Source organism: Arthrobacter sp. AB6 (assembly GCF_031844545.1).
Taxonomy (GTDB): domain Bacteria; phylum Actinomycetota; class Actinomycetes; order Actinomycetales; family Micrococcaceae; genus Arthrobacter.
Genome location: NZ_JAUZVL010000002.1, coordinates 153,687 through 172,955, shown reverse-complemented (window position 1 = coordinate 172,955; position 19,269 = coordinate 153,687). Strand labels below are relative to the sequence as shown.

Here is a 19,269-nt window from a genome sequence, read left to right as displayed (position 1 = left end):
AACCGTGGCTAAGCGTTAAGCCATGCAGAGTAATATTTCCTGGCCTTGGCGAGCTTGGGGTTGATGATCACCTGGCAGTACCCCTGCCCGGGATGCTTCGCGTAGTAGTTCTGGTGGAACTCCTCCGCCACATGGAATCGGGGCAGCCGGCTGACCTCCGTGACAATCGGATGGGCCCACAGTGCCTGGTTCCGGTCGATCGCTTCCTCAAAGAGGATTTTCTCTTCGGTGGTCTCATAGAACATCGACGAACGGTACTGCGTGCCGACGTCGTAGCCCTGGCGGTTCGGCGTGGTTGGATCGTGCAGGGCGAAGAACATGTCCAGGATGACTTCCGCCGGGATAATCTCCTCGTCGAACGTCACGGCCACCACCTCGGCATGGCCGGTGGTGCCGTTGCAGACGGAATAGTAGTCCGGTTGCGGATCGTGGCCCCCGGTATAGCCGGACACCACCGAACTGACGCCCTTGGTCTTCTGGTAAACGGCGTCGAGGCACCAGAAGCAGCCTCCGCCTAAAACAAAAGTTTTCATGACCTCTTCAATGGTTGGGGGCCCGGGAAGATTCCCCGGCCGTCTTGGGGAGGGGGCTGTAAACGTGCGGTCCGGGGGGCCCGATGGGGTAAAACTAAGACTATGGAACCAGCGGACACCGACGTTACCGGCCCAGACAACATCGGCGGCGGCGTCAACGGCGGCGGCGTCGATCATGACGGCGACAAGAACGACGGCGACAAGAACGACGGCGGCACTGGCAACGGCGGCGCACCCTCCGGCGGGCAGGGGGCGGCGGAGCCGGCGGAGGCTCCCACACTGGGTGAACTGCTCCTGGCCGTGGAAGAGCTGTGGCCCGAATCCCTGGCAGAGAACTGGGACGAAGTGGGATTGGTGGCAGGCCATCCGTCCGCGCCCGTCACCAAGGTGATGTTCGCCGTCGACCCAACCCTGGAAGTCATTGAAGAGGCGGTGGAGTGGGGCGCGGAACTCCTGATCACCCACCATCCCCTCCTCCTGAAGGGCGTCACCAGCGTCGCCGCCACCACCCCCAAGGGCCGGGCCGTGCACCGGTTGATCGAGTCCGGCACCGCATTGCTGACCGTCCACACCAACGGTGATTCCGCCGTCGGCGGCGTTTCCGACGTCCTCGCCGACGCACTCGGCCTCCAGGACGCCGCTCCGCTCACCGTGGCGGCAAACGGCCTTCCGGAAGAGGGCATCGGGCGGGTGGGGGACCTGGCGGCCGCCATGACCTTGGGCGATTTTGCTGCCCGCGTGTTCGGGATCCTCCCGTCCGTCGCCGGGGGAGTGCGGGTTTCCGGCGACAAGGACGGCCTGGTCCGGCGTGTCGCCGTGTGCGGTGGTGCCGGTGACTCCCTCTTTAATGAGGTCAGGGCCAGCAACGCGGACGTCTATGTGACCGCCGACCTCCGTCACCACCCGGCGTCGGAAGCCCGGGAGGCCGCCTTGAATGGCCGGCCCTACCTGGTGGATGTATCCCATTTCGCCAGCGAGTGGCTGTGGCTGCCTGCCGCTGCGGCGGCGCTGGGCAATGTCCTCGCCGACCAGGGCCATGACGTTGAAATCCAGGTCAGCACCACCAACAGCGATCCCTGGGACTTCATCCTGACTCCCGGCTAAGCCTCGTGTGCGGGGTCCGGCGGGGACGCAGCGAGGCAGGGGAGCGGGCCAGGCGCTAGAGTCTAGGAAGCGCCGACCAGGTGCCCGGCCCCGGCCGGTAGGGATCAAGCGGAGGTAAATGTGGCGAAGGCAGCACCGGCGGAACAGTTGAAGTTGCTCGAGCTGCAGGGGCTGGACGCCAAGCTTAAGTCGCTCGCCAACCGCCGCCGCTCCCTGGAAACCGATCCCCGCATCAAGGACCTGGAGGCGGCCCTGTCTGTTGCCAACGGTGAGCTTGGCGCGGCGAAGGTGGCTGTCCATGACGCCGAGGCCGAACTGAAGCGGGCCGAAGCGGACGTGGAACAGGTCGCCTCGCGGATCCAGCGGGACGAGGCGCGGCTGAACAGCGGCACCGGATTGTCCAAGGACCTGGTGGCCCTCCAGAAGGACATCGCCTCGCTCAACAAGCGTCGCTCGGACCTTGAGGACATTGAACTCGAGGTAATGGAGCGGCTCGACTCCCTTCGGGCCAGGCAGGCGGCGCAGCAGGGGATCGTGGACGATATCCAGGGATCCTTCGGCACCATCCGTGCCGGGCTGGATGCGGAACTGGCCGAGGTGGAGGCGGAAGCGAGCGGGCTCCGCGCCCAGCGCGCCGAATTCGCTGCAGGGCTCGACGCCGGCCTGCTCGCCGTTTACGAAAAGACGCTCGCCAAGCGGGGAGTGGGCGCCGCCCGGCTGTTCCACGGCACGTCCGAAGCCTCAGGCATGAAGCTCAGCCCCGGCGACCTGGCCGAGATCAAGGCAGCCGCCGCCGACGACATCGTCTTCTGCCCGGATTCCGGCGCCATCCTGGTGCGCTCGGAGGAGTGGGCCTGACCCAACTAAGTAGCGCTAAGTGTCGTTTTGGCGGCTCATAACGACACTTAGCGCTACCTAGTTGGGGGAGGGCGGGCGAGGTCAGCCTGGCAGGATGATGTTCAGCGCGTGGGGTTTCCGCGGGGAACCTTCCACGAGCTCTGCGTCCCACACTTCCCGGGCGGCCTTTGCGAGGTCCGACGGCGTCGCTGGAGCCTTGCCCCGCCGGGCCAGCAGGTGCCGTGCCAGTTCGCCGCGGGTGTGCTTGGCGAAATGGCTGACCACTTTCCGCACGCCTTGCACCTCGGTGAACACGTTGACCGTCACGGTCTGCGCCGGCGGCGGCGCCCACGCCGCGGCGTAGGTGCTGGACCGGCAGTCAACCAGCAGCTGCCCCCCGGTGAGCGGCGCCAGCGCACTGGACAGGTGCGGCTTCCAGAACGAGGCAAGGCGGCCGACGTCGGGCAGTGCCGTCCCCATCGACAGCCGGTATGCGGGCACGGCGTCGCCGAAGCGGATGGCGCCCCAGAGGGCGGAGATCACCAGCACCGACCCGTCTGCCTTGCGCCGCTGCGCAGGGGTGAGCGTCGTGTAGCCCAGCGCGTCGTACAGCACGCCGGAATAGATCTGGTGGGCAGGAGCCGCCGGTTCAGCGTGGAGCCTGGTGTTGCGGTCGACGTCGTCCTTCAGCGAGGCCCCGACCCCCAGCAACGCGAGGGCGTCCTCGTGCGCGCTCACCGTCCCCAGCGCGTCGAGGACCTTGGCGCGGTAGGAATTCAGGTCCGGGAAGCTAAGGGAAGGCCAGTCGACGGCGGAACCACGGACCGCAGGTGTCTTGCCTTCGGAAGGGGGGAGCAGAATCAGCACCGTCCGATCCTACCGGCGCAGGGAAAGCGGCGCCGCGCCGGTAGACTGGACATGGATGGGTTGACCAGGCGGCCGCGCGTCACGCAAGTGGCTCGAGGAACGTCCGGGCTCCGCAGGGCAGGGTGGTGGGTAACGCCCACTCGGGGTAACCCGCAGGCCAGTGCCACAGAGAACAGACCGCCTGGGTCGCGCCGGTTTGAAAGCGGCACGAACCAGGTAAGGGTGAAACGGTGGTGTAAGAGACCACCAGCTTCCCGGGTGACCGGGAAGGCTAGGTAAACCCCACCCGGAGCAAGGCCAGACAGGACACGTTTGAGGGCTGCCCGCCCGAGTGTCCGGGTAGGCCGCTGGAGGGCGCCGGCAACGGCGCTCGTAGATGGATGGCCGCTACTCCCGCACCGGCAACGGGGCGGGAGCACAGAACCCGGCGTATCGGTCAACCCATCCACCCATTCCGGTTTGACCTTGAGAGTTGTGTTGGGGATCCTGAACCGTGCCTGCAAATACTGACCCGCCCTCCGGATATGGAGCCGCCCAACCGCGAGGTTCCGCCCGTGGACGTCAGGCCGTTGCCCTGGCCGGGTTCCTTGCGCTCTCCGCTGCCGCCTGGGCCCTGGCCTCGGTCCCCATTATCCTGAATTCCGGCGGCTGGTTCGCGGGGTCGGTCAAGGCTCCCTGGATGCCGCCGGGCTGGATGTTCAGGAGCATGTGGACGCTGCTCTACGTCGGGGTTGCGGTTGCCGCCTGGCTCGTCTGGCGCAAAGGCGAGCTGAGGGGAGGCGCCCTGGCCGGGTACCTTCTCCAGCTGGTGCTCAACGCCGCGTGGCCGCTGGCCTTCTTCGGGCTCTTCCCGGTGTTTGGAGCAGCCGCACTCTGGGCTGCTTTCCTGGTGATTGCCGGACTGGCGGCCTCACTTGCCTACCTCGTCGTGCGGTTCGGTCCGGTGAGCCCGGCTGCCGGCCTCCTGCTGCTGCCCTATTTTTCGTGGGTGGTATTCTCGGCCAGCCTCAATCTCTATTCGGCCATCCACAACTGAGGCCCCGGACGCAAGGCCCCTTCCCTGTGAGTGATTTCACGTGGTTCCGGCCTGTTCGGGGAGACCGGCCAACTTAGAATGGAGACCGGACGCAGGAGTTCTTCCGCCCGGGTTGTGTTCGCAGCCGGCGGTTTTTCTTTGCACGCGATCCAGGCGCCTGGGGGCCGACCCCTGCAGGCGCGGGTGCCCCTGCACAGCATGTGGTGGCCGACATCCGTGTACGAGGACGTACACGGCTGAACCGAGGAAGGTATTTCTGTGAGCCAGACGTCAGATTCTTGTCTTGATACGTGGATGGGCCGGGAGGCCCTCGCCGAGGCCATGATTCCGGTGATCGGCCGGCTGTACCGCGAAAACAACGTGGTCACCAGCATCCATGGCCGGAGTTTGATCAACAAGTCCACCATGAACATCCTCAAGGCGCACCGTTTTGCGCGCCGGATGAGCAAGGACGAGCTGCTCCTGGAGGAGACCGCGCCGCTGCTGAACACCCTTGCCGGACTGGAGCTCGGTGCTGCTGCGATCGACATCGCCCGGCTGAACCAGAAGTTCAAGGAGGAGGGCAGCGGCGCCACGCTGGAAGAATTCCTCCGCGCGGAACTTGCCGACGTTGTGGGCAAGCGTGGCGGCGATGACCGCACCAGCACCGACGTGGTGCTCTACGGCTTTGGCCGGATCGGCCGGCTCCTTGCCCGCCTCCTCATCGAAAAGGCCGGTGGCGGCCACGGCCTCCGCCTGCGCGCCATCGTGGTCCGCAAGGGCGCCGACAACGATCTTTCGAAGCGCGCCAGCCTCCTGCGCCGCGACTCCGTCCACGGGTCCTTCGAAGGGACCATCAGGATCGACGAGGAAGCCAACACCATCACGGCCAACGGCGTGCAGGTCCAGGTCATCTACTCGGACAACCCCGCCACCATCGACTACACCGCCTTCGGCATCAACAATGCCCTCGTGGTGGACAACACCGGCCGCTGGCGTGACCGGGAAGGACTGTCCCAGCACCTGCAGAGCAAGGGCGTGGCACGGGTTCTCCTGACAGCCCCGGGCAAGGGCGACCTGAAGAACATCGTCCACGGCATCAACCACGGCACCATCGAGGACACTGACCAGATCGTGTCCGCCGCGTCCTGCACCACCAACGCCATCACGCCGGTCCTGAAGGCCATCAACGACAAGTTCGGCGTCGTGCACGGCCATGTGGAGACCGTGCACTCCTTCACCAACGACCAGAACCTGATCGACAACTTCCACAAGGGTGACCGACGCGGCCGCTCGGCGGCCCTGAACATGGTGATCACGGAGACCGGTGCCGCGAAGGCCGTGGCCAAGGCCCTTCCCGAACTCCTGGGCAAGCTGACGGGCAGCTCCATCCGGGTCCCCACCCCGGATGTTTCCCTCGCCATCCTGAACCTGAGCCTGGAAAACGGGACCACCAAGGACGAGATCAACAACTACCTCCGCGAGATGTCCCTGCACTCGGACATGCGCAAGCAGATCGACTACATCGACTCACCCGAAGTTGTCTCCACTGACTTCGTCGGTTCCCGCCGCGCAGGCATCGTGGACGGCCTGGCCACTGTGTCCACGGACAAAAACGTTGTCCTCTACGTCTGGTATGACAACGAGTTCGGCTACAGCTGCCAGGTGGTCCGTGTGATGGAGGAAATGGCAGGGGTAAACCCGCCATCCTTCCCCGCAAAGGAATCGGCGGCGGCCCTCGCAGCGATCGCTGTTTAGGCCCCGGCCGCCGGTCCCGCGATTTCCCGGCTGATTCCGCTGGAATCGGCCGGGAAACGGGACCACACTGGTGGCATGGACAAAGATTCGACACTTCAGCACGAAACAACCCTTGAGCACGCCCTCGACGTCGCCAAAGCCAACCATAAAGAGGCTGTCAGGCTGCTTGAGGGCGCCCGCGCCGCCTACAAAACGGGCGACGTCGGCGAGGACCGGGTGCGCCAGCTGGAAGGACTGCTGGCAATCGCCGAGGAGGACCTGCGGAGGGTGATGCGGGAGCAGTAACCCCCGCGCGAACACTTCCACCAAAGCTGCCCACCTGCCCTCCACACTGTGGAAAACACCGGGAAGACCCAGGGGGTGTTCTAGGCTCTTCTGGTGCATGATGTCGGCGGAGGCGGCGGATCCCCATGACTGTGAGCTGGTCCGCCTACCGCCGTGCCCGCCGTCGCTCACGGCAGGCCTGGGGCATCCTGGCAGTGGCCGCCGTCGTTGCACTGGCGGCACTGTCCTGGTTCTTTACTGCCGGCCAGTTTGCGTTGACGGAGCCCGCCGCTTCCGGCCCCACCGAAGCTCCGGTGTTCGACCCCGACTGGATGAAGCCTGTTGTGCCGGTGCATCCCGTGCCCTCCGGTACTGCCATCACCGCGCTGGAACGGCTTTCCGTCAAGGGCCGGGCCGCGAAGGACAACTATGACCGCGAAGCGTTCGGCCAGGCGTGGCTTGACGTGGACCGGAACGGGTGCGACACCCGCAACGACATGCTCAGGCGTGACCTTACCGCAGTGGTATTCATGGAAGGCTCCAGGTGCCGGGTGGCAGCGGGCTCCTTCCGCGAGCCCTATACCGGGCAGCCCGTGGACTTCCGGCGGGGCTCCGAAAGCAGCCGGGCAGTCCAAATAGACCACGTCGTGGCCTTGGGTGACGCTTGGCAGAAGGGTGCCCAGGGACTGACAGCCAAGCAGCGCCAGAGCCTGGCCAACGATCCGCTGAACCTCATCGCGGCTGACGGCCCGGCAAACGAGCAGAAGGGTGCCGGCGATGCCGCAACCTGGCTTCCCAGGAACAAGTCCTTCCGCTGCCACTACGTGGCCCGCCAAATATCGGTCAAGGCAGCCTACGGACTATGGGTCACCGAGGCGGAAAAGGACGCCATGAAGCGCGTGCTGGGGTCCTGCCCGGACCAGCCCACCATTGCGGCGAAATGACCCGGTTGTCCTAGTGTCCGAACGGATCCGGGTCGACGCCCGGCATCCAGGTCAGTCCGGGAACGCCCCAGCCGCTCTTCTTGGCCTGCCTCATGGCTTTGCGTGCATAGCGGTCAATCAGCCGGTTGACATACAGTTTTCCGTCCAGGTGGTCATATTCGTGCTGGATGACCCTGGCAAACCAGCCGGTGGCTTCGAACCTGACCGGCTGTCCAAAGCCGTCAAACCCTTCAACACGCGCCCACTCGGCGCGCTTCAGGGGATACTGCCCGCCGGGGAAGGACAGGCAGCCTTCTTCTTCCTCGTCCGGGTCCGGTACCGCGCCGGAAACCTTTGACAGGGTCAGTACCGGGTTGACCAGCACGCCGGTAGGCGGAGCGCCGTCGTCGTTGGCGTACTTGTAGACAAAGATCCTCTTGCCCACGCCTATCTGCGGCGCCGCGAGGCCCACGCCGTTGGCGGCGTCATTCGTTTCAAACATGTCCGCTATCAACGTCCGCAGCTCGTCGTCGAACACTTCCACTTCGGAAGCCCGGCGGTGCAGTACGGGTTCTCCCCAGATGGTGATTGGCAGAACGGTCATCTTCAGCGGTCCTTCAGCGGTGTCTCGTGCCAGGGGCAAGTGTGCAAGACGGTGAAAAAAGAAGAAGGCCGCACCGGATATCCGGTGCGGCCTCCTTCTTGGACGGCTGCACATACCGTCCCGTGAGGGTGAGCTACGGGGGTTGAACCCGCGACCTCCTGGACCACAACCAGGCGCTCTGCCAACTGAGCTAAGCCCACCATGTGCCTGCAGATTTACCGGCGTACCGGCCCTCTGGAAAGGCAACTCATATAGCTTACCTGCTCTTCAGGGGTGCTTCGTCCACTTTTGGGGTTTTCGCGGAAAATTCCGTCGAAGGTGGCGCAGATTACCCTCCCTGCTGCCCCGCATTCCCGGCGGATGTGATGCGGCGGGCAATCTGAAGGGCGGTGGCACTGTCCGGTCCCGGTGCAGGCACGAAAACGGCCTCCCGGTAATAACGGAGCTCGTCGATGGAGTCCTTGATGTCCCCCAGCGCACGGTGTCCGCCCTTTTTGGCCGGCGACTGGAAGTATGCCCTCGCGAACCAGCGGCGCGAGAGTTCCTTGATGGTGCTGACGTCGATCACCCGGTAGTGCAGGTGTTCAACCACTGCGGGCATGTCCCGGGACAGGAACACACGGTCGGTCCCCACGGAATTGCCGCCCAGCGGCGCCTTGCGGGGGTCCGGCACCCATTTTGAGATGTATTCCATGACGGCGGCTTCCGCCTCGGCCATCGTCTTGCCGTGCGGCAGTTCCTTCAGGAGTCCCGATTTGGTGTGCATGTCGCGGACGAAATCGTTCATCTGGGCCACCGCTGCATCATCCGGCTTAATGACCACGTCGACGCCGTCGCCGAGGATGTTCAGCTCGGAGTCGGTGACCAGGGCGGCCACCTCGATCAGGGCGTCGTTCTTAATGTCCAGGCCGGTCATTTCGCAGTCGATCCAGACGATGCGTTCGTTAGATATAGGCACCGGACAAGCCTACCGTTACCCCTCCAGGGCACCGGCCGATGCTAGGATTTCGAAGACGCGGCGGGTCATCCCGCTCCCGTGAGGATGCGCCACGGCCGGCCGTTGGCCCGCCGGGCAGAATCGCAGACGAGATAGATTGGACGATCCTGAAATGACGGCGCCTGTGCCCGCGGCGGGGGAGATGGCGCCCGCCGCCACTGTCGCAGCGGGCGGCGCGGAAGTGGATAATCCCCGGTCCCCGCTGCTTGCCGGCTTCGTGGGCTCCATGTTCATGCTCATCGGATCCTTGGGCGTTGGCTGGCTGGCCCCCGTCTCGGAACTCCGCCGGATGCCGCTGTTCATTTGGATGCGTGCCGAAGCGGTTGGCGTTGCCCTCTCGATTGTCCTGCTGGCCATAGGAGGGATGCTCCTGGTCCGCGCCTGGCTCAGGCTGGGGCAGCGGGTCAGGGTGTGGGGCGAGCAGGCCCGTAAAGCTACCCTGATGGCGGTTGTGGCGTGGGGCCTGCCCATGATGTTCAGCGTGCCGCTCTTCAGCCGTGACGTCTACGCCTACATCGGGCAGGGACGGCTGATGGTTGAAGGATTCAACCCCTACGAGAACGGCATTTCGGCACTGTCCAACTACTTCCAGCTGGGCGCGGACAAAATGTGGACGGAAGCCCCCGTTCCGTATGGCCAGCTGTTCCTGTGGATTGAACAGTTCGTTGTGTGGTCCACGAATGTCCAGCCAGAGGCAAGCGTGATGCTGTTCCGGCTGGTGGCCATGGCCGGAGTCATCCTCTGCGTGATCTATGTTCCGCGGCTCGCCGAGCTGCACGGCGTCAATCCGCACCGGGCCCTGTGGCTCACCGCGGCGAACCCGCTGTTCCTGACGAACTTCATCGCCAGCGTCCACAATGACGCACTGATGATCGGCCTGGCGCTGGCCGGACTGTACTACTCCGCGACGCACCGGGTGGTCCGCGGCATTGTGCTGGTAACACTTTCCATTGCGGTGAAGCCCATCACCATCGTCTTCCTGCCCTTCATCGGGCTCCTCTGGGCGGGCAAGGACGCAGGCTGGCTCCGCAAGTTCGCGTTCTGGGGCCTGACTGCTGGATTGAGCCTCGGAATCCTGGCCTTGATGAGCCTGGTGAATGGTTTCGGCTTCGGCTGGGTCAATGGGCTCTCTGCCCCCGGAAGCATCTCCATCTGGTATGCGCCCGTGGGGCTCATCGGAATGGTGGTTGCCTCCTTGGCCAATGCGTTTGGACTCGACGGGCCCACCTTGGCCGGCTTTGTGTATAACGTGGGCAAGCTTGTTGCCGTGGGTATTGTCGCCTGGCAGATCTTCCGCGGGGACTATGACCGTCTGATGCGCCGCCTCACACTCGCTCTTGCTGCGATTGTCCTCCTGGCTCCGATCATCCAAGCCTGGTACGTCGTATGGCTGATACCGCTCTTTGCCGTCACCGGGATCAGGAATGACTGGCAGGTCAAGGCGCTCTACTTCGTTGTCTCTTTCTTCATGATCTATGCCATTTCGGACCAGCTGGAAGTCTTCCCGTACCTCCAGACCGAGGACCTCGGCTTTGCACTGGCGCTGGCCCGGGTGGCCGCGGCGGTGACCGGCCTGCTCTTTGGCCTGTACCTGGTTTTCTGGGACCCCCGCACCCGCCGGCTGTTCCGCAAGACGCACGAGGTCGTCGTCGAACGCCCCGTCATCTAGGTAGCGCTGTGCGTCGGTTTGGCGGTTCAAAACGGCACGTGGCGCTTTCTTTCCGGGGTTAGGGGATGCGCTGCCCGTACGGTCGAAGCATCCCGGACTTCCCTGACTCCAGGATGCCTGCCACCGCCGTTATGCGTCGGACGCGGCGGCAGGGAGGCGCCGGACAGCCTCCCTCCGGGACAAGGGGCTGAGGGTGGCCGCATGTTCCGCCACGAAGGCCGCCACCCACTCCGGTGCCGTCTTGGAATACTCGCGCAGGGCCCACCCGATCGCTTTCCGGATGAAGAACTCCGGGTCTGCCATTGTTGTTTCCAGGACCTGGGACAGGAGCACGGTGTCAGTGGCGGCCTTCGCCTTAAGCTGCGAGAGGATGGCAGCCCTCCTTATCCAGAAGTCCGGATCGCTGCTCCAACGGACCAGGACTGCTGACATCTCCTCACGGTTGGCTTGCAGCAGGCCGCACAGGCGCATTGCTACCGGGTCCACGAAGTCCCACCACGCGCCGCTGCGAATCATTTCCTCATAAACGGGCAGCATCAGCATGTCACCCGCTGCCAGCGGCGCCCCGGTCAGGTCGATGGCCGCATAGCGTTCCTCGCGGGCCGCAGCCTTCCGCCAGAGCCCAAGGACGGTGGCGCGCAGTTGGCCGGCCGAGGCGAAGGGAGTGCCGGCAACCGCGGCGGCGGCGATACGGCGGACTTCAGGGACGCGCACACCGAGGCAAGGCATGGTGGACTTCATGTAGGCCTGCGCTCCGGCACCCCGTACTGGATCTGCCCGTTCACGCAGTGCGCGGCGGACGGCAGAGAGCACTTCGCTGTTCACCGGGTCCGGTCTGGCCATGGGGCAACTTTATCCAGCGGAGGGCTTTCCCAGTGCCGCGCCGGGATACATGCGCTAGGCTGGTTAGCGCTCACAAGAGTCTCGGCCTCGAAGGGGATTTTCATGCCATCCACGGAACACAGCATTGTAAGTGGCCCCTACACCGCCGTGGTTACAGCCCGCGGAGGCGCCCTTCGGGAACTGCGGCACAACGGCCGGGACCTGGTGGTGGGCTTTGGTCCGGATGGCCCGGTTCCTGACTACCGCGGGGTTGTCTGCGCCCCGTGGCCGAACCGCCTGGCGGACGGCAGGTATACCTACGCCGGAACTGCCTACCGGGCCGCCGTCAACGAGCCTGAGCGCGGTTCGGCGTTGCACGGCCTGGCCACGGAGCAGATGTGGCAGGTGCGGGAGGCGGCTGAGGACCGCGTGGTCCTGGCGTGCACGATCGGCGCGGGCCCGCACTACCCATCGGATCTTGAGGTCTCCGTTTCCTACTCGCTGGATCCCGGTGGGTTGCGGAGCATGGTGAGGACTGTGAATACCGGGTCCGCCAGCGCCCCTTACGGCGTGTGTCCCCACCCCTACCTGGTGGCCGGCCCGGGACGGCTGGACCAATGGACGCTGGAATTGCCGGCGCGCCAATTCCTCGAGGTGACGCCGGACCGGCTGCTCCCCATGGGCATGAAGGGCGTGGAGGAGAACAACTTCGACTTCCGCAGTCCCCGGCCGCTGGGGCCGGTGAAGATTGACCATGCCTTCACAGGGATTTCCCGCGACGCCGCCGGGCTGGCCCGGGTCCGCGTGCAGGATCCCGCGGGAACGGGCGTGGAGCTGGAATGGGGCACGGAGTGGTCCTGGGTCCAGGTCCACACTGCCGACAAGCCGGTTGGCCCGGACAGGCTGGGGCTGGCCGTTGAACCCATGACCTGCCCGCCTGACGCCTTCAACTCGGGGACGGACGTCGTGCACCTCAAGCCGGGGGAGTCGCACTCAGCGTCCTGGACCATCCGGGCCCTCGCCTAGTTTTACACCTGGTCCCGCCTGCCGGCCGGCATCCACGGTGAGGTCCAGCCTGCTTGCGCCAGCCAGGCTGCACACAGCCGCGTCCACTGGTCCGGCCCCGGTTCCCCTGCGGCGAGGCCCAGTCCGTGGCGGCCATGGGGAAAGACATGCAGCTCGGCAGGCACGCCCGCGCCCATAAGCGCCCCGGCGTAGCCCAGGCTGTGGCTGACGTGGACGGCGTCGTCGTCCGCGGTGTGCCAGATAAATGCGGGAGGGGTAGCGGCAGTCACCCGCCGTTCTGCGGTGAGTTCCGCAAGGATGTCCGACGACGGCGCGTCGCCGAGAAGGTTGTCCACCGAACCCTGGTGCACTGACGTGGTGTAGGACACCACGGGATAGCACAGGACGGTCAGGTCCGGGACCGCACCGGGAACGTCGAAGCGCTCGCGGCCTGTTGCCACGGCGGTAGAGAGCGTGGCGGCAAGGTGCCCGCCGGCCGAAAATCCGAGGACGCCGACCCGCTGCGGATCGACGGCCAAACCATGGGACCCGCCACGGATATGCAGCATGGCTTCCTTGGCGTCCTGCAGCGGGGCTGGATGCCGGTCCGGGGCCACGCGGTACCTCAGCACGAAGGCGTGGATGCCTAGCCCGGCGAGCCATTCGGCCACGGGCTCCGCTTCGTGGTCCGCCTGGCGGCCGTAGCCGCCGCCGGGCAGGACCAGCACGGCGGGCCTGGCACCTCCGGCGCTGCCCGCTCCGGCACGTGCAGGGACAGCGGTCAGGCCGGACACCATGCTCAGGCCACGGCCTCCGTGCTGCGGCGAAGCGTGACTTCGCCCCTCACGGGCTGTGGATCTTCGACCTCCTGGCCATCGCTGCTGCCGGAACCGGCGGCCGTCGCCCGGGTAGCAAGCCGGCCGATGTCTTCCAGCGGCAGGCGGACCGTGGAGAGGGCAGGGCGGAAATCCCGCAGCGTCTCGATATCGTCGAATCCGGCAATCCTGGCGTCCCGCGGAACCCGGAGCCCTTCAGCCCGCAGTGCTGCCGAGGCCCCGATGGCCATGACGTCGTTGACGGCGAAGATGCACATCTTCGCCGTGCCAGGACCATCGCCCTCCGGTGTCCGCTCAGCCTTGATCCTGGCAGCCAGCTTGATGCCCGCGTCGTAGCCTCCGGCGCGGTTGAACGAGGTGCGCAGGATCTCCGCAGGGCCCCGGCCGGCCTTGGCCAGGCCTTCCTGGAAGCCGCGGATGCGGTCGTCCGACGTAAAGAGTCCCTCGGGACCTCCGATGATGACGAAATTGCCAACCCAGCCGGCAGCAAGCTCGGCTGCCAGGTCGCCGGCGAGTTCCTGGTTCGGCACGGCAACAACGTGGTACCCCTCAGGGGCGGTGGCACCCACTACCGGATGTCCCACCACGGCCACCCGGCCGCCGTTGCGGCAGTACCGGTCAAGCTCCGCTGCAAGGTCCGCGTTGTCGTCCCGGTCCTCCTCCCTGGACGAGCGGGATCCCGCAATCACGATCGAATCGGCACGCCGTGCGGCGAAGGCGGCCACCGCTTCCCGCTCCTCCGCCGGCGCCCCGCCGGTGGTCGCCAGAAGCACCATCTTGCGCTGTTCCCGGGCCGCTGCCTGGACTCCCCGGGCGATGGCGGCGAAATAGGGGTCCGCGATGTCGTGCACGATCAAGCCGATAAGGCCCGAACTGGACTTTGCCAGCCCCTGGGCCTGGGCGTTGGGAATGTAGCCAAGCGAGTCGGCGGCCTGCCGGACACGGTCCGCAATGTCCTGCCCCGGCTTGCGCGCGGAACCGTTGAGGACCCGGCTGGCGGTGGCGGGAGATACCCCGGCCAGCCGCGCCACCTCGGTAAGGGTACTTGCAGCCACAGCGTCTCCTGGTCGGCTTTGTTGGGTCAATGGGCGTTACCACATTATGGCAGTTTTTAGCCGCGCCGGAAAGCGCTTGCCAACAAGTGTGCCGACGTGCATCATTGACGTAGTGGGAATGCGCTTTCCCAATTTAGCTGCAGTAGAACTACAACTTCAGTAGGACTGCTCACTCACCGTGGAGGACTTATGGGCGTCGAGACAAAAACAATCCGCATTGCCATGAACGGCATTACCGGACGGATGGGGTACCGCCAGCATCTGCTGCGCTCCATCCTTCCCATCCGGGACGCCGGTGGATTCACGCTGGAGGACGGCACCCGCATCCAGGTTGAGCCCATTCTGGTGGGCCGCAACGAAGCGAAGATCCGGGAACTCGCCGAAAAGCACAAGGTCTCCGAGTGGAGCACCGACCTGGACGCCGTCATCAACGACCCCACCGTCGACGTCGTTTTCGATGCGTCCATGACCAGCCTCCGCTGGGCCACCCTGAAGAAGGCCATGCAGGCCGGCAAGCACATCTTCACCGAGAAGCCCACTGCCGAGACACTTGAAGAGGCCATTGACCTGGCCCGGATCGGCAAGGAAGCCGGCGTCACCGCGGGCGTGGTCCACGACAAGCTGTACCTGCCCGGCCTGGTCAAGCTCCGCCGCCTGGTGGACGAGGGCTTCTTCGGCCGCATCCTCTCCATCCGCGGTGAGTTCGGCTACTGGGTCTTCGAAGGTGACATCCAGGCCGCCCAGCGTCCGTCCTGGAATTACCGCAAGGAAGACGGCGGCGGCATGACCACGGACATGTTCTGCCACTGGAACTATGTCCTCGAAGGCATCATCGGCAAGGTCAAGAGCGTCAGCGCCAGGACCGCCACCCACATCCCCACCCGGTGGGACGAGGCAGGCAAGGAGTACAAAGCCACCGCAGACGACGCCTCCTACGGCATTTTCGAGCTGGAAACCCCGGGCGGCGACGAAGTCATCGGCCAGATCAACTCGTCGTGGGCGGTCCGCGTCTATCGCGACGAACTGGTGGAGTTCCAGGTGGACGGCACGCACGGCTCCGCCGTCGCAGGCCTGAACAAGTGCGTCGCGCAGCAGCGCGCGCACACGCCGAAGCCCGTCTGGAACCCGGACCTTCCCGTCACGGAATCCTTCCGTGACCAGTGGCAGGAAGTCCCGGCCAATGCTGACCTGGACAACGGCTTCAAGCTGCAGTGGGAAGAATTCCTCCGCGACGTCGTCGCCGGCCGCGAACACCGCTTCGGTCTCCTGTCCGCCGCCCGCGGTGTCCAGCTCGCCGAGCTCGGCCTGCAGTCCAACGACGAACGCCGCACCCTCGACATCCCGGAGATCACCCTCTAATGACCTCACTCATCCTGCCCTCACACGACGGCGGCACCCGGGAATACCGCCTCCAGGGCGGCACGTCCTGGGCCCGGCCCACCGCGCCGCTCATCGCCCGCCGCGCCTATGCCGCAGCGCATGTGATCCCCGAAGTCCTGGCCGACAACACTCCCGGCGCGCCCGCCCGGCTCGACTGGGACGCCACCATGGCCTACCGCCACGAGCTGTGGTCCTACGGCCTGGGTGTGGCCGACGCCATGGACACCGCCCAGCGCGGCATGGGCCTTGACTGGGCGGCCACCCAGCAGCTCATCAAGCGCACCGGCGTCGAGGCAGCCTCGGTGGTTTCGGCCGGCAACGCGGCAACGGCCGGCAAATCGGTGCGGGACCTCGTTTCCTGCGGTGCCGGCACCGACCAGCTGGACAGCGCCTCCCTGCCAGCCGGGGAGGCCGGCATCAAGGCCGTCCTTGAGGCCTACCGCGAGCAGATCGCCGTGGTCAGTGAAGCCGGGCCGAAGGTGATCCTCATGGCCTCACGCGCCCTGGCCAAGGTTGCCCGCGGTCCCGAGGACTACCTGAAGGTCTACGCCACCCTGCTGCAGGAAGTGGACCAGCCCGTCATCCTCCACTGGCTTGGCACCATGTTCGATCCCGCCCTCGCCGGCTACTGGGGTTCGGACGATGTCGCAACGGCAACCGAAACCTTCCTTGGCCTCATCAAGGACAACGCGGCCAAGGTGGACGGCGTCAAGGTCTCACTGCTCGACGCCAGCCACGAGGTTGCCCTGCGGGCGGCCCTGCCCGACGGCGTCCGCCTCTACACCGGCGACGACTTCAACTACCCCGAGCTGATCGACGGCGACGGCAGCCACCATTCGGACGCCCTGCTGGGCATCTTCGCGGCGATCTACCCCGCCGCCTCGGTGGCGCTGCAGAACTACGACGCCGGCAACGCCGCGAAGGCGCGCGAAATCCTCGACTCCACGCGGGAACTGGGCAAGCACATCTTCAGCGCCCCCACGTTCTACTACAAGACCGGGATCGCGTTTATGTCCTGGCTCAACGGCAGGCAGCCCGGCTTCCAGATGGTGGGGGGCCTCCACTCGGGCCGCTCGGTATGCCACCTGGCAAGGACCTTCGAACTGGCGGACAAGGCGGGCCTGCTGCGGGACCCGGCACTGGCAGCTTTCCGGATGTCCGACTACCTGCGCATCAACGGGGTGGGCGTATGACCAGCACATCGGGAACGGCAGACTTCGCGCGCCTTTCCCTCAACAGCGCCACCACCAAGAAGTGGACCTTGGCCCAGGTGGTTGACGGCTGCGTCAACGCCGGTATCCCCGCCATCGGTCCCTGGCGGGACCGCGTGGAGGAGGCAGGCCTGGATAAGGCGGCACGCCTCATCAAGGATGCCGGGCTCCGCGTCTCATCCCTGTGCCGGGGCGGGTTCCTTACCGCACCCGATGCCGAAGGGCAGGCCGCAGCCCTGGCTGACAACCGCGCCGCCATCCTGGAAGCCGTTGCGCTCGGCACCCGGGAACTGTTCCTGGTGGTCGGCGGGCTGGCCCCGGGGGAGAAGGACGTGGTGGCTGCGCGCCGGCGCGTGGCGGACCGTCTCGCCGACCTGGTCCCCTTCGCCGAGGAGAACGGCGTCCGGCTGGTGCTGGAGCCGCTGCACCCGATGTACGCCGCCGACCGTGCCCTGATCTCCACCCTGGGGCAGGCCCTGGACCTCGCGGCGCCCTTCGCCGCCTCAGCGGTGGGCGTCGCCGTCGACACTTTCCACGTCTGGTGGGATCCGGAACTGAAGGCGCAGATCGAGCGCGCCGGCCGGGAGGGACGCATTGCGTCCTACCAGGTGTGCGACTTCAACATGCCCATTGCAGCCGATCCACTGCTGTCCCGCGGGTACATGGGTGACGGCGTGGTGGACTTCGCCGCCATCGGAACCTGGGTGCGCGATGCCGGGTACACCGGTGACATCGAAGTGGAAATCTTCAATCAGGACATCTGGGACACGGACGGCAACGCCGTCCTGGCCACGGTGAAGGAGCGCTACGCGGAGCTTGTCCTCCCGTACGCCTGACCTGATCCAGACCGCGGGCTCCTGCCACGTTCCCAACACAACTGGCAGGAGCCTGCGCCCCACCCTAAAAGGGGACCCGGAACGCGCCGTGAATTCGCCACAGTGCGGTCCGGGTCCTTTTCTTGTGGAATGTCAGGCGTACGTCGAGGCGCAGCGGCGGTAGCGTGCCAGCACGCCGGCGTCGTCCTGCCCTGCAGGGAGGTCGACGGCGTCCAGCACCCACTGCGGAAATTCCCCGGTGAGTGCCGCGGCGGCCTGGCGGGCGGCGCCGTCGGCCACGTACTCACCCGGGCGCGGCACGGTGATGCTGATTCCCAGCAGCTGCGCCGCCGCTTCCTGGACTGCCGGGGACTGCGCTCCGCCGCCCACCAGGATGATGCGCCGCGCCTCCACGCCCTGTTCCTGCAGGGCGGCCAGCCCGTCCGCCAGGGAGCACACAACGCCTTCGACGGCGGCCCGCGCCAGGTTCGCCGGCGTGTAGTTCCCGCGGGTGATGCCGTGCAGCGAACCGGTGGCGTCGGGCAGGTTCGGCGTGCGCTCGCCGTCGAAATAGGGAACGAGGGTGAGGCCCCCGGCGCCTGGTTCGGCGGTCAGCGCCAGCTCGTTGAACTCCGCAAGGCTGACGTCCAGCAGGGCCGCAGTGGCGTCAAAAACGCGGGTGGCGTTCAGGGTGCACACCAGCGGCAGGTAGTTCCCGGAAGCATCGGCGAACCCTGCCACCAGCCCGGACGGATCGGCGGCGGGAGTATCTGACACGGCAAAGACCGTTCCCGAGGTGCCCAGCGACATCACCACATCACCCACGCCGGCGCCCACCCCCAGTGCCGCCGCCGCGTTGTCCCCGGCGCCGGCGGCCAGGAGGGCGCCGTCCGGTGTCTTGCCGGCGACCTCCAGCGGGCCCATGACTCCGGGCAGCAGCGGAACGTGCCCCAGCGAGGACTCCAGGAGCCCTGGCAGGTACTCGCCCGTCGCCGTCGAGTAGTAGCCCGTGCCGGAGGCGTCGGAACGGTCAGTGGCGAGGGCCTCGAGGTTTCCCGGACCGCTGCCCGGCCCATGGCCCGTCAGCCGCCAGGTCAGCCAGTCATGGGGCAGGCAGACTGCCGCAACTTTGGCCGCGTTCTCCGGCTCGTTGGCGGCGAGCCACTGCAGTTTGGTCAGGGTCAGCGAAGCGACCGGGACGGTGCCGGTTGCACGGGCCCAGTAGCGGGCGCCGGCGGCGGTGTCGCCGTCACCGGCGGTGCTGATCAGGTCCAGTGCCGCGCCGGCACTGCGGGTGTCATTCCACAGCAGCGCCGGCCGGACAACCTGGCCCTCGCTGTCCAGGCAGACCATGCCGTGCTGCTGCCCTCCCACCGAGACGGCTGCCACATCCTCCAGGCCGCCGGCCTGGTGCAGTGCGTCCTGGAGGGCGGCCCACCAGTGGTCCGGGTGGATCTCGGTCCCGTCCGGGTGGCCTGCCCTGCCCTGCCGGACCAATGCTCCCGTGTCCGAATCGCGAATCACCACTTTGCAGGACTGGGTGGAGCTGTCGATCCCTGCTACGAGTGCCATGG

19 protein-coding genes, 1 tRNA gene and 1 other RNA gene are annotated in these 19,269 nt (G+C 66.3%); 12 read left to right on the top strand and 9 right to left on the bottom strand.

The window, feature by feature from the left end; all coding sequences use genetic code 11:
• Positions 1–8: 8 nt before the first annotated feature.
• Positions 9–533 carry a peptide-methionine (S)-S-oxide reductase MsrA gene (msrA, locus tag Q9R30_RS02220; protein ID WP_311216639.1) on the bottom strand — a complete coding sequence of 175 codons (525 nt, stop codon included), beginning with the start codon at positions 531–533 and terminating at the stop codon, positions 9–11.
• A gap of 102 nt (positions 534–635) precedes the next feature.
• On the opposite strand from msrA, the gene Q9R30_RS02215 reads away from it, so the two are divergent.
• Together Q9R30_RS02215 and Q9R30_RS02210 are read left to right on the top strand one after the other, a co-directional pair.
• The gene (locus tag Q9R30_RS02215) at positions 636–1,637 is read left to right on the top strand and encodes a Nif3-like dinuclear metal center hexameric protein (protein WP_104998257.1); all 1,002 of its coding nucleotides are present in this window, start codon (positions 636–638) and stop codon (positions 1,635–1,637) included.
• A 120-nt stretch (positions 1,638–1,757) separates the two neighbouring features.
• Positions 1,758–2,495: a C4-type zinc ribbon domain-containing protein gene (locus Q9R30_RS02210; protein WP_311216638.1), complete on the top strand. Its 738-nt coding sequence runs from the start codon at positions 1,758–1,760 to the stop codon at positions 2,493–2,495.
• Between the two features lie 81 nt (positions 2,496–2,576).
• Here the strand turns inward: Q9R30_RS02210 and Q9R30_RS02205 are convergent, their stop codons facing one another.
• Complete coding sequence (locus Q9R30_RS02205) at positions 2,577–3,341, bottom strand: peroxide stress protein YaaA (RefSeq protein WP_311216637.1); 765 nt, start codon at positions 3,339–3,341, stop codon at positions 2,577–2,579.
• Positions 3,342–3,397: 56 nt separating this feature from the next.
• Between Q9R30_RS02205 and rnpB the strand changes: the two genes are divergently transcribed.
• The 5 genes from rnpB (at position 3,398) to Q9R30_RS02180 (ending at position 7,322) form a co-directional block, all read left to right on the top strand.
• Positions 3,398–3,789, top strand: an RNA gene (gene rnpB, locus Q9R30_RS02200) — RNase P RNA component class A.
• Positions 3,790–3,834: 45 nt separating this feature from the next.
• Positions 3,835–4,377 carry a TspO/MBR family protein gene (locus Q9R30_RS02195; protein ID WP_104998254.1) on the top strand — a complete coding sequence of 181 codons (543 nt, stop codon included), beginning with the start codon at positions 3,835–3,837 and terminating at the stop codon, positions 4,375–4,377.
• A 258-nt stretch (positions 4,378–4,635) separates the two neighbouring features.
• Positions 4,636–6,114: a glyceraldehyde-3-phosphate dehydrogenase gene (locus tag Q9R30_RS02190; RefSeq protein WP_104998253.1), complete on the top strand. Its 1,479-nt coding sequence runs from the start codon at positions 4,636–4,638 to the stop codon at positions 6,112–6,114.
• A gap of 75 nt (positions 6,115–6,189) precedes the next feature.
• Positions 6,190–6,399 (top strand): hypothetical protein, encoded by a 210-nt coding sequence (locus Q9R30_RS02185; RefSeq protein ID WP_104998252.1) that lies wholly within the window; start codon positions 6,190–6,192, stop codon positions 6,397–6,399.
• A gap of 125 nt (positions 6,400–6,524) precedes the next feature.
• On the top strand, positions 6,525–7,322 hold the full coding sequence (locus tag Q9R30_RS02180) for an HNH endonuclease family protein (RefSeq protein ID WP_311216636.1): 798 nt from the start codon (positions 6,525–6,527) through the stop codon (positions 7,320–7,322).
• Positions 7,323–7,332: 10 nt separating this feature from the next.
• On the opposite strand, the gene def is transcribed toward Q9R30_RS02180, so the two are convergent.
• The 3 genes from def to orn form a co-directional block, all read right to left on the bottom strand.
• Complete coding sequence (def, locus tag Q9R30_RS02175) at positions 7,333–7,905, bottom strand: peptide deformylase (RefSeq protein WP_158677243.1); 573 nt, start codon at positions 7,903–7,905, stop codon at positions 7,333–7,335.
• Positions 7,906–8,032: 127 nt separating this feature from the next.
• A tRNA-His gene (locus Q9R30_RS02170) sits at positions 8,033–8,105 on the bottom strand.
• A 128-nt stretch (positions 8,106–8,233) separates the two neighbouring features.
• Positions 8,234–8,863, bottom strand: a complete 630-nt coding sequence (orn, locus tag Q9R30_RS02165) for an oligoribonuclease (protein ID WP_104998249.1) — start codon at positions 8,861–8,863, stop codon at positions 8,234–8,236.
• Between the two features lie 151 nt (positions 8,864–9,014).
• Between orn and mptB the strand changes: the two genes are divergently transcribed.
• Complete coding sequence (gene mptB, locus Q9R30_RS02160; RefSeq protein WP_199775241.1) at positions 9,015–10,571, top strand: polyprenol phosphomannose-dependent alpha 1,6 mannosyltransferase MptB; 1,557 nt, start codon at positions 9,015–9,017, stop codon at positions 10,569–10,571.
• Positions 10,572–10,700: 129 nt separating this feature from the next.
• Here mptB and Q9R30_RS02155 read toward each other — a convergent pair whose 3' ends face one another.
• Positions 10,701–11,414, bottom strand: coding sequence for a DNA alkylation repair protein (locus Q9R30_RS02155; RefSeq protein ID WP_311216635.1), 714 nt, complete (start codon positions 11,412–11,414; stop codon positions 10,701–10,703).
• Between the two features lie 102 nt (positions 11,415–11,516).
• Here Q9R30_RS02155 and Q9R30_RS02150 point away from each other — a divergent pair, with 102 nt between their 5' ends.
• Positions 11,517–12,419: an aldose 1-epimerase family protein gene (locus tag Q9R30_RS02150; RefSeq protein ID WP_311216634.1), complete on the top strand. Its 903-nt coding sequence runs from the start codon at positions 11,517–11,519 to the stop codon at positions 12,417–12,419.
• 2 nt (positions 12,420–12,421) lie between these two features.
• Here Q9R30_RS02150 and Q9R30_RS02145 read toward each other — a convergent pair whose 3' ends face one another.
• Positions 12,422–13,195 carry an alpha/beta hydrolase gene (locus tag Q9R30_RS02145; RefSeq protein WP_311216633.1) on the bottom strand — a complete coding sequence of 258 codons (774 nt, stop codon included), beginning with the start codon at positions 13,193–13,195 and terminating at the stop codon, positions 12,422–12,424.
• Positions 13,196–13,197: 2 nt separating this feature from the next.
• A complete protein-coding gene (locus Q9R30_RS02140; RefSeq protein ID WP_311216632.1) occupies positions 13,198–14,289 on the bottom strand; it encodes a LacI family DNA-binding transcriptional regulator in 1,092 nt (363 codons plus the stop codon).
• Between the two features lie 189 nt (positions 14,290–14,478).
• On the opposite strand from Q9R30_RS02140, the gene Q9R30_RS02135 reads away from it, so the two are divergent.
• Genes Q9R30_RS02135 through Q9R30_RS02125 form a run of 3 tightly spaced genes read left to right on the top strand, consistent with a single transcriptional unit; the run spans position 14,479 to position 17,716 of the window.
• Complete coding sequence (locus Q9R30_RS02135; RefSeq protein ID WP_311216631.1) at positions 14,479–15,648, top strand: Gfo/Idh/MocA family oxidoreductase; 1,170 nt, start codon at positions 14,479–14,481, stop codon at positions 15,646–15,648.
• A complete protein-coding gene (locus Q9R30_RS02130; RefSeq protein WP_311216630.1) occupies positions 15,648–16,862 on the top strand; it encodes a dihydrodipicolinate synthase family protein in 1,215 nt (404 codons plus the stop codon). The genes Q9R30_RS02135 and Q9R30_RS02130 overlap by 1 nt, the downstream gene beginning before the upstream one ends.
• Positions 16,859–17,716: a sugar phosphate isomerase/epimerase family protein gene (locus Q9R30_RS02125; RefSeq protein ID WP_311216629.1), complete on the top strand. Its 858-nt coding sequence runs from the start codon at positions 16,859–16,861 to the stop codon at positions 17,714–17,716. Before Q9R30_RS02130 ends, Q9R30_RS02125 begins: the two co-directional genes overlap by 4 nt.
• A gap of 132 nt (positions 17,717–17,848) precedes the next feature.
• Here Q9R30_RS02125 and xylB read toward each other — a convergent pair whose 3' ends face one another.
• Complete coding sequence (gene xylB, locus Q9R30_RS02120; RefSeq protein WP_311216628.1) at positions 17,849–19,267, bottom strand: xylulokinase; 1,419 nt, start codon at positions 19,265–19,267, stop codon at positions 17,849–17,851.
• Positions 19,268–19,269 lie beyond the last annotated feature (2 nt).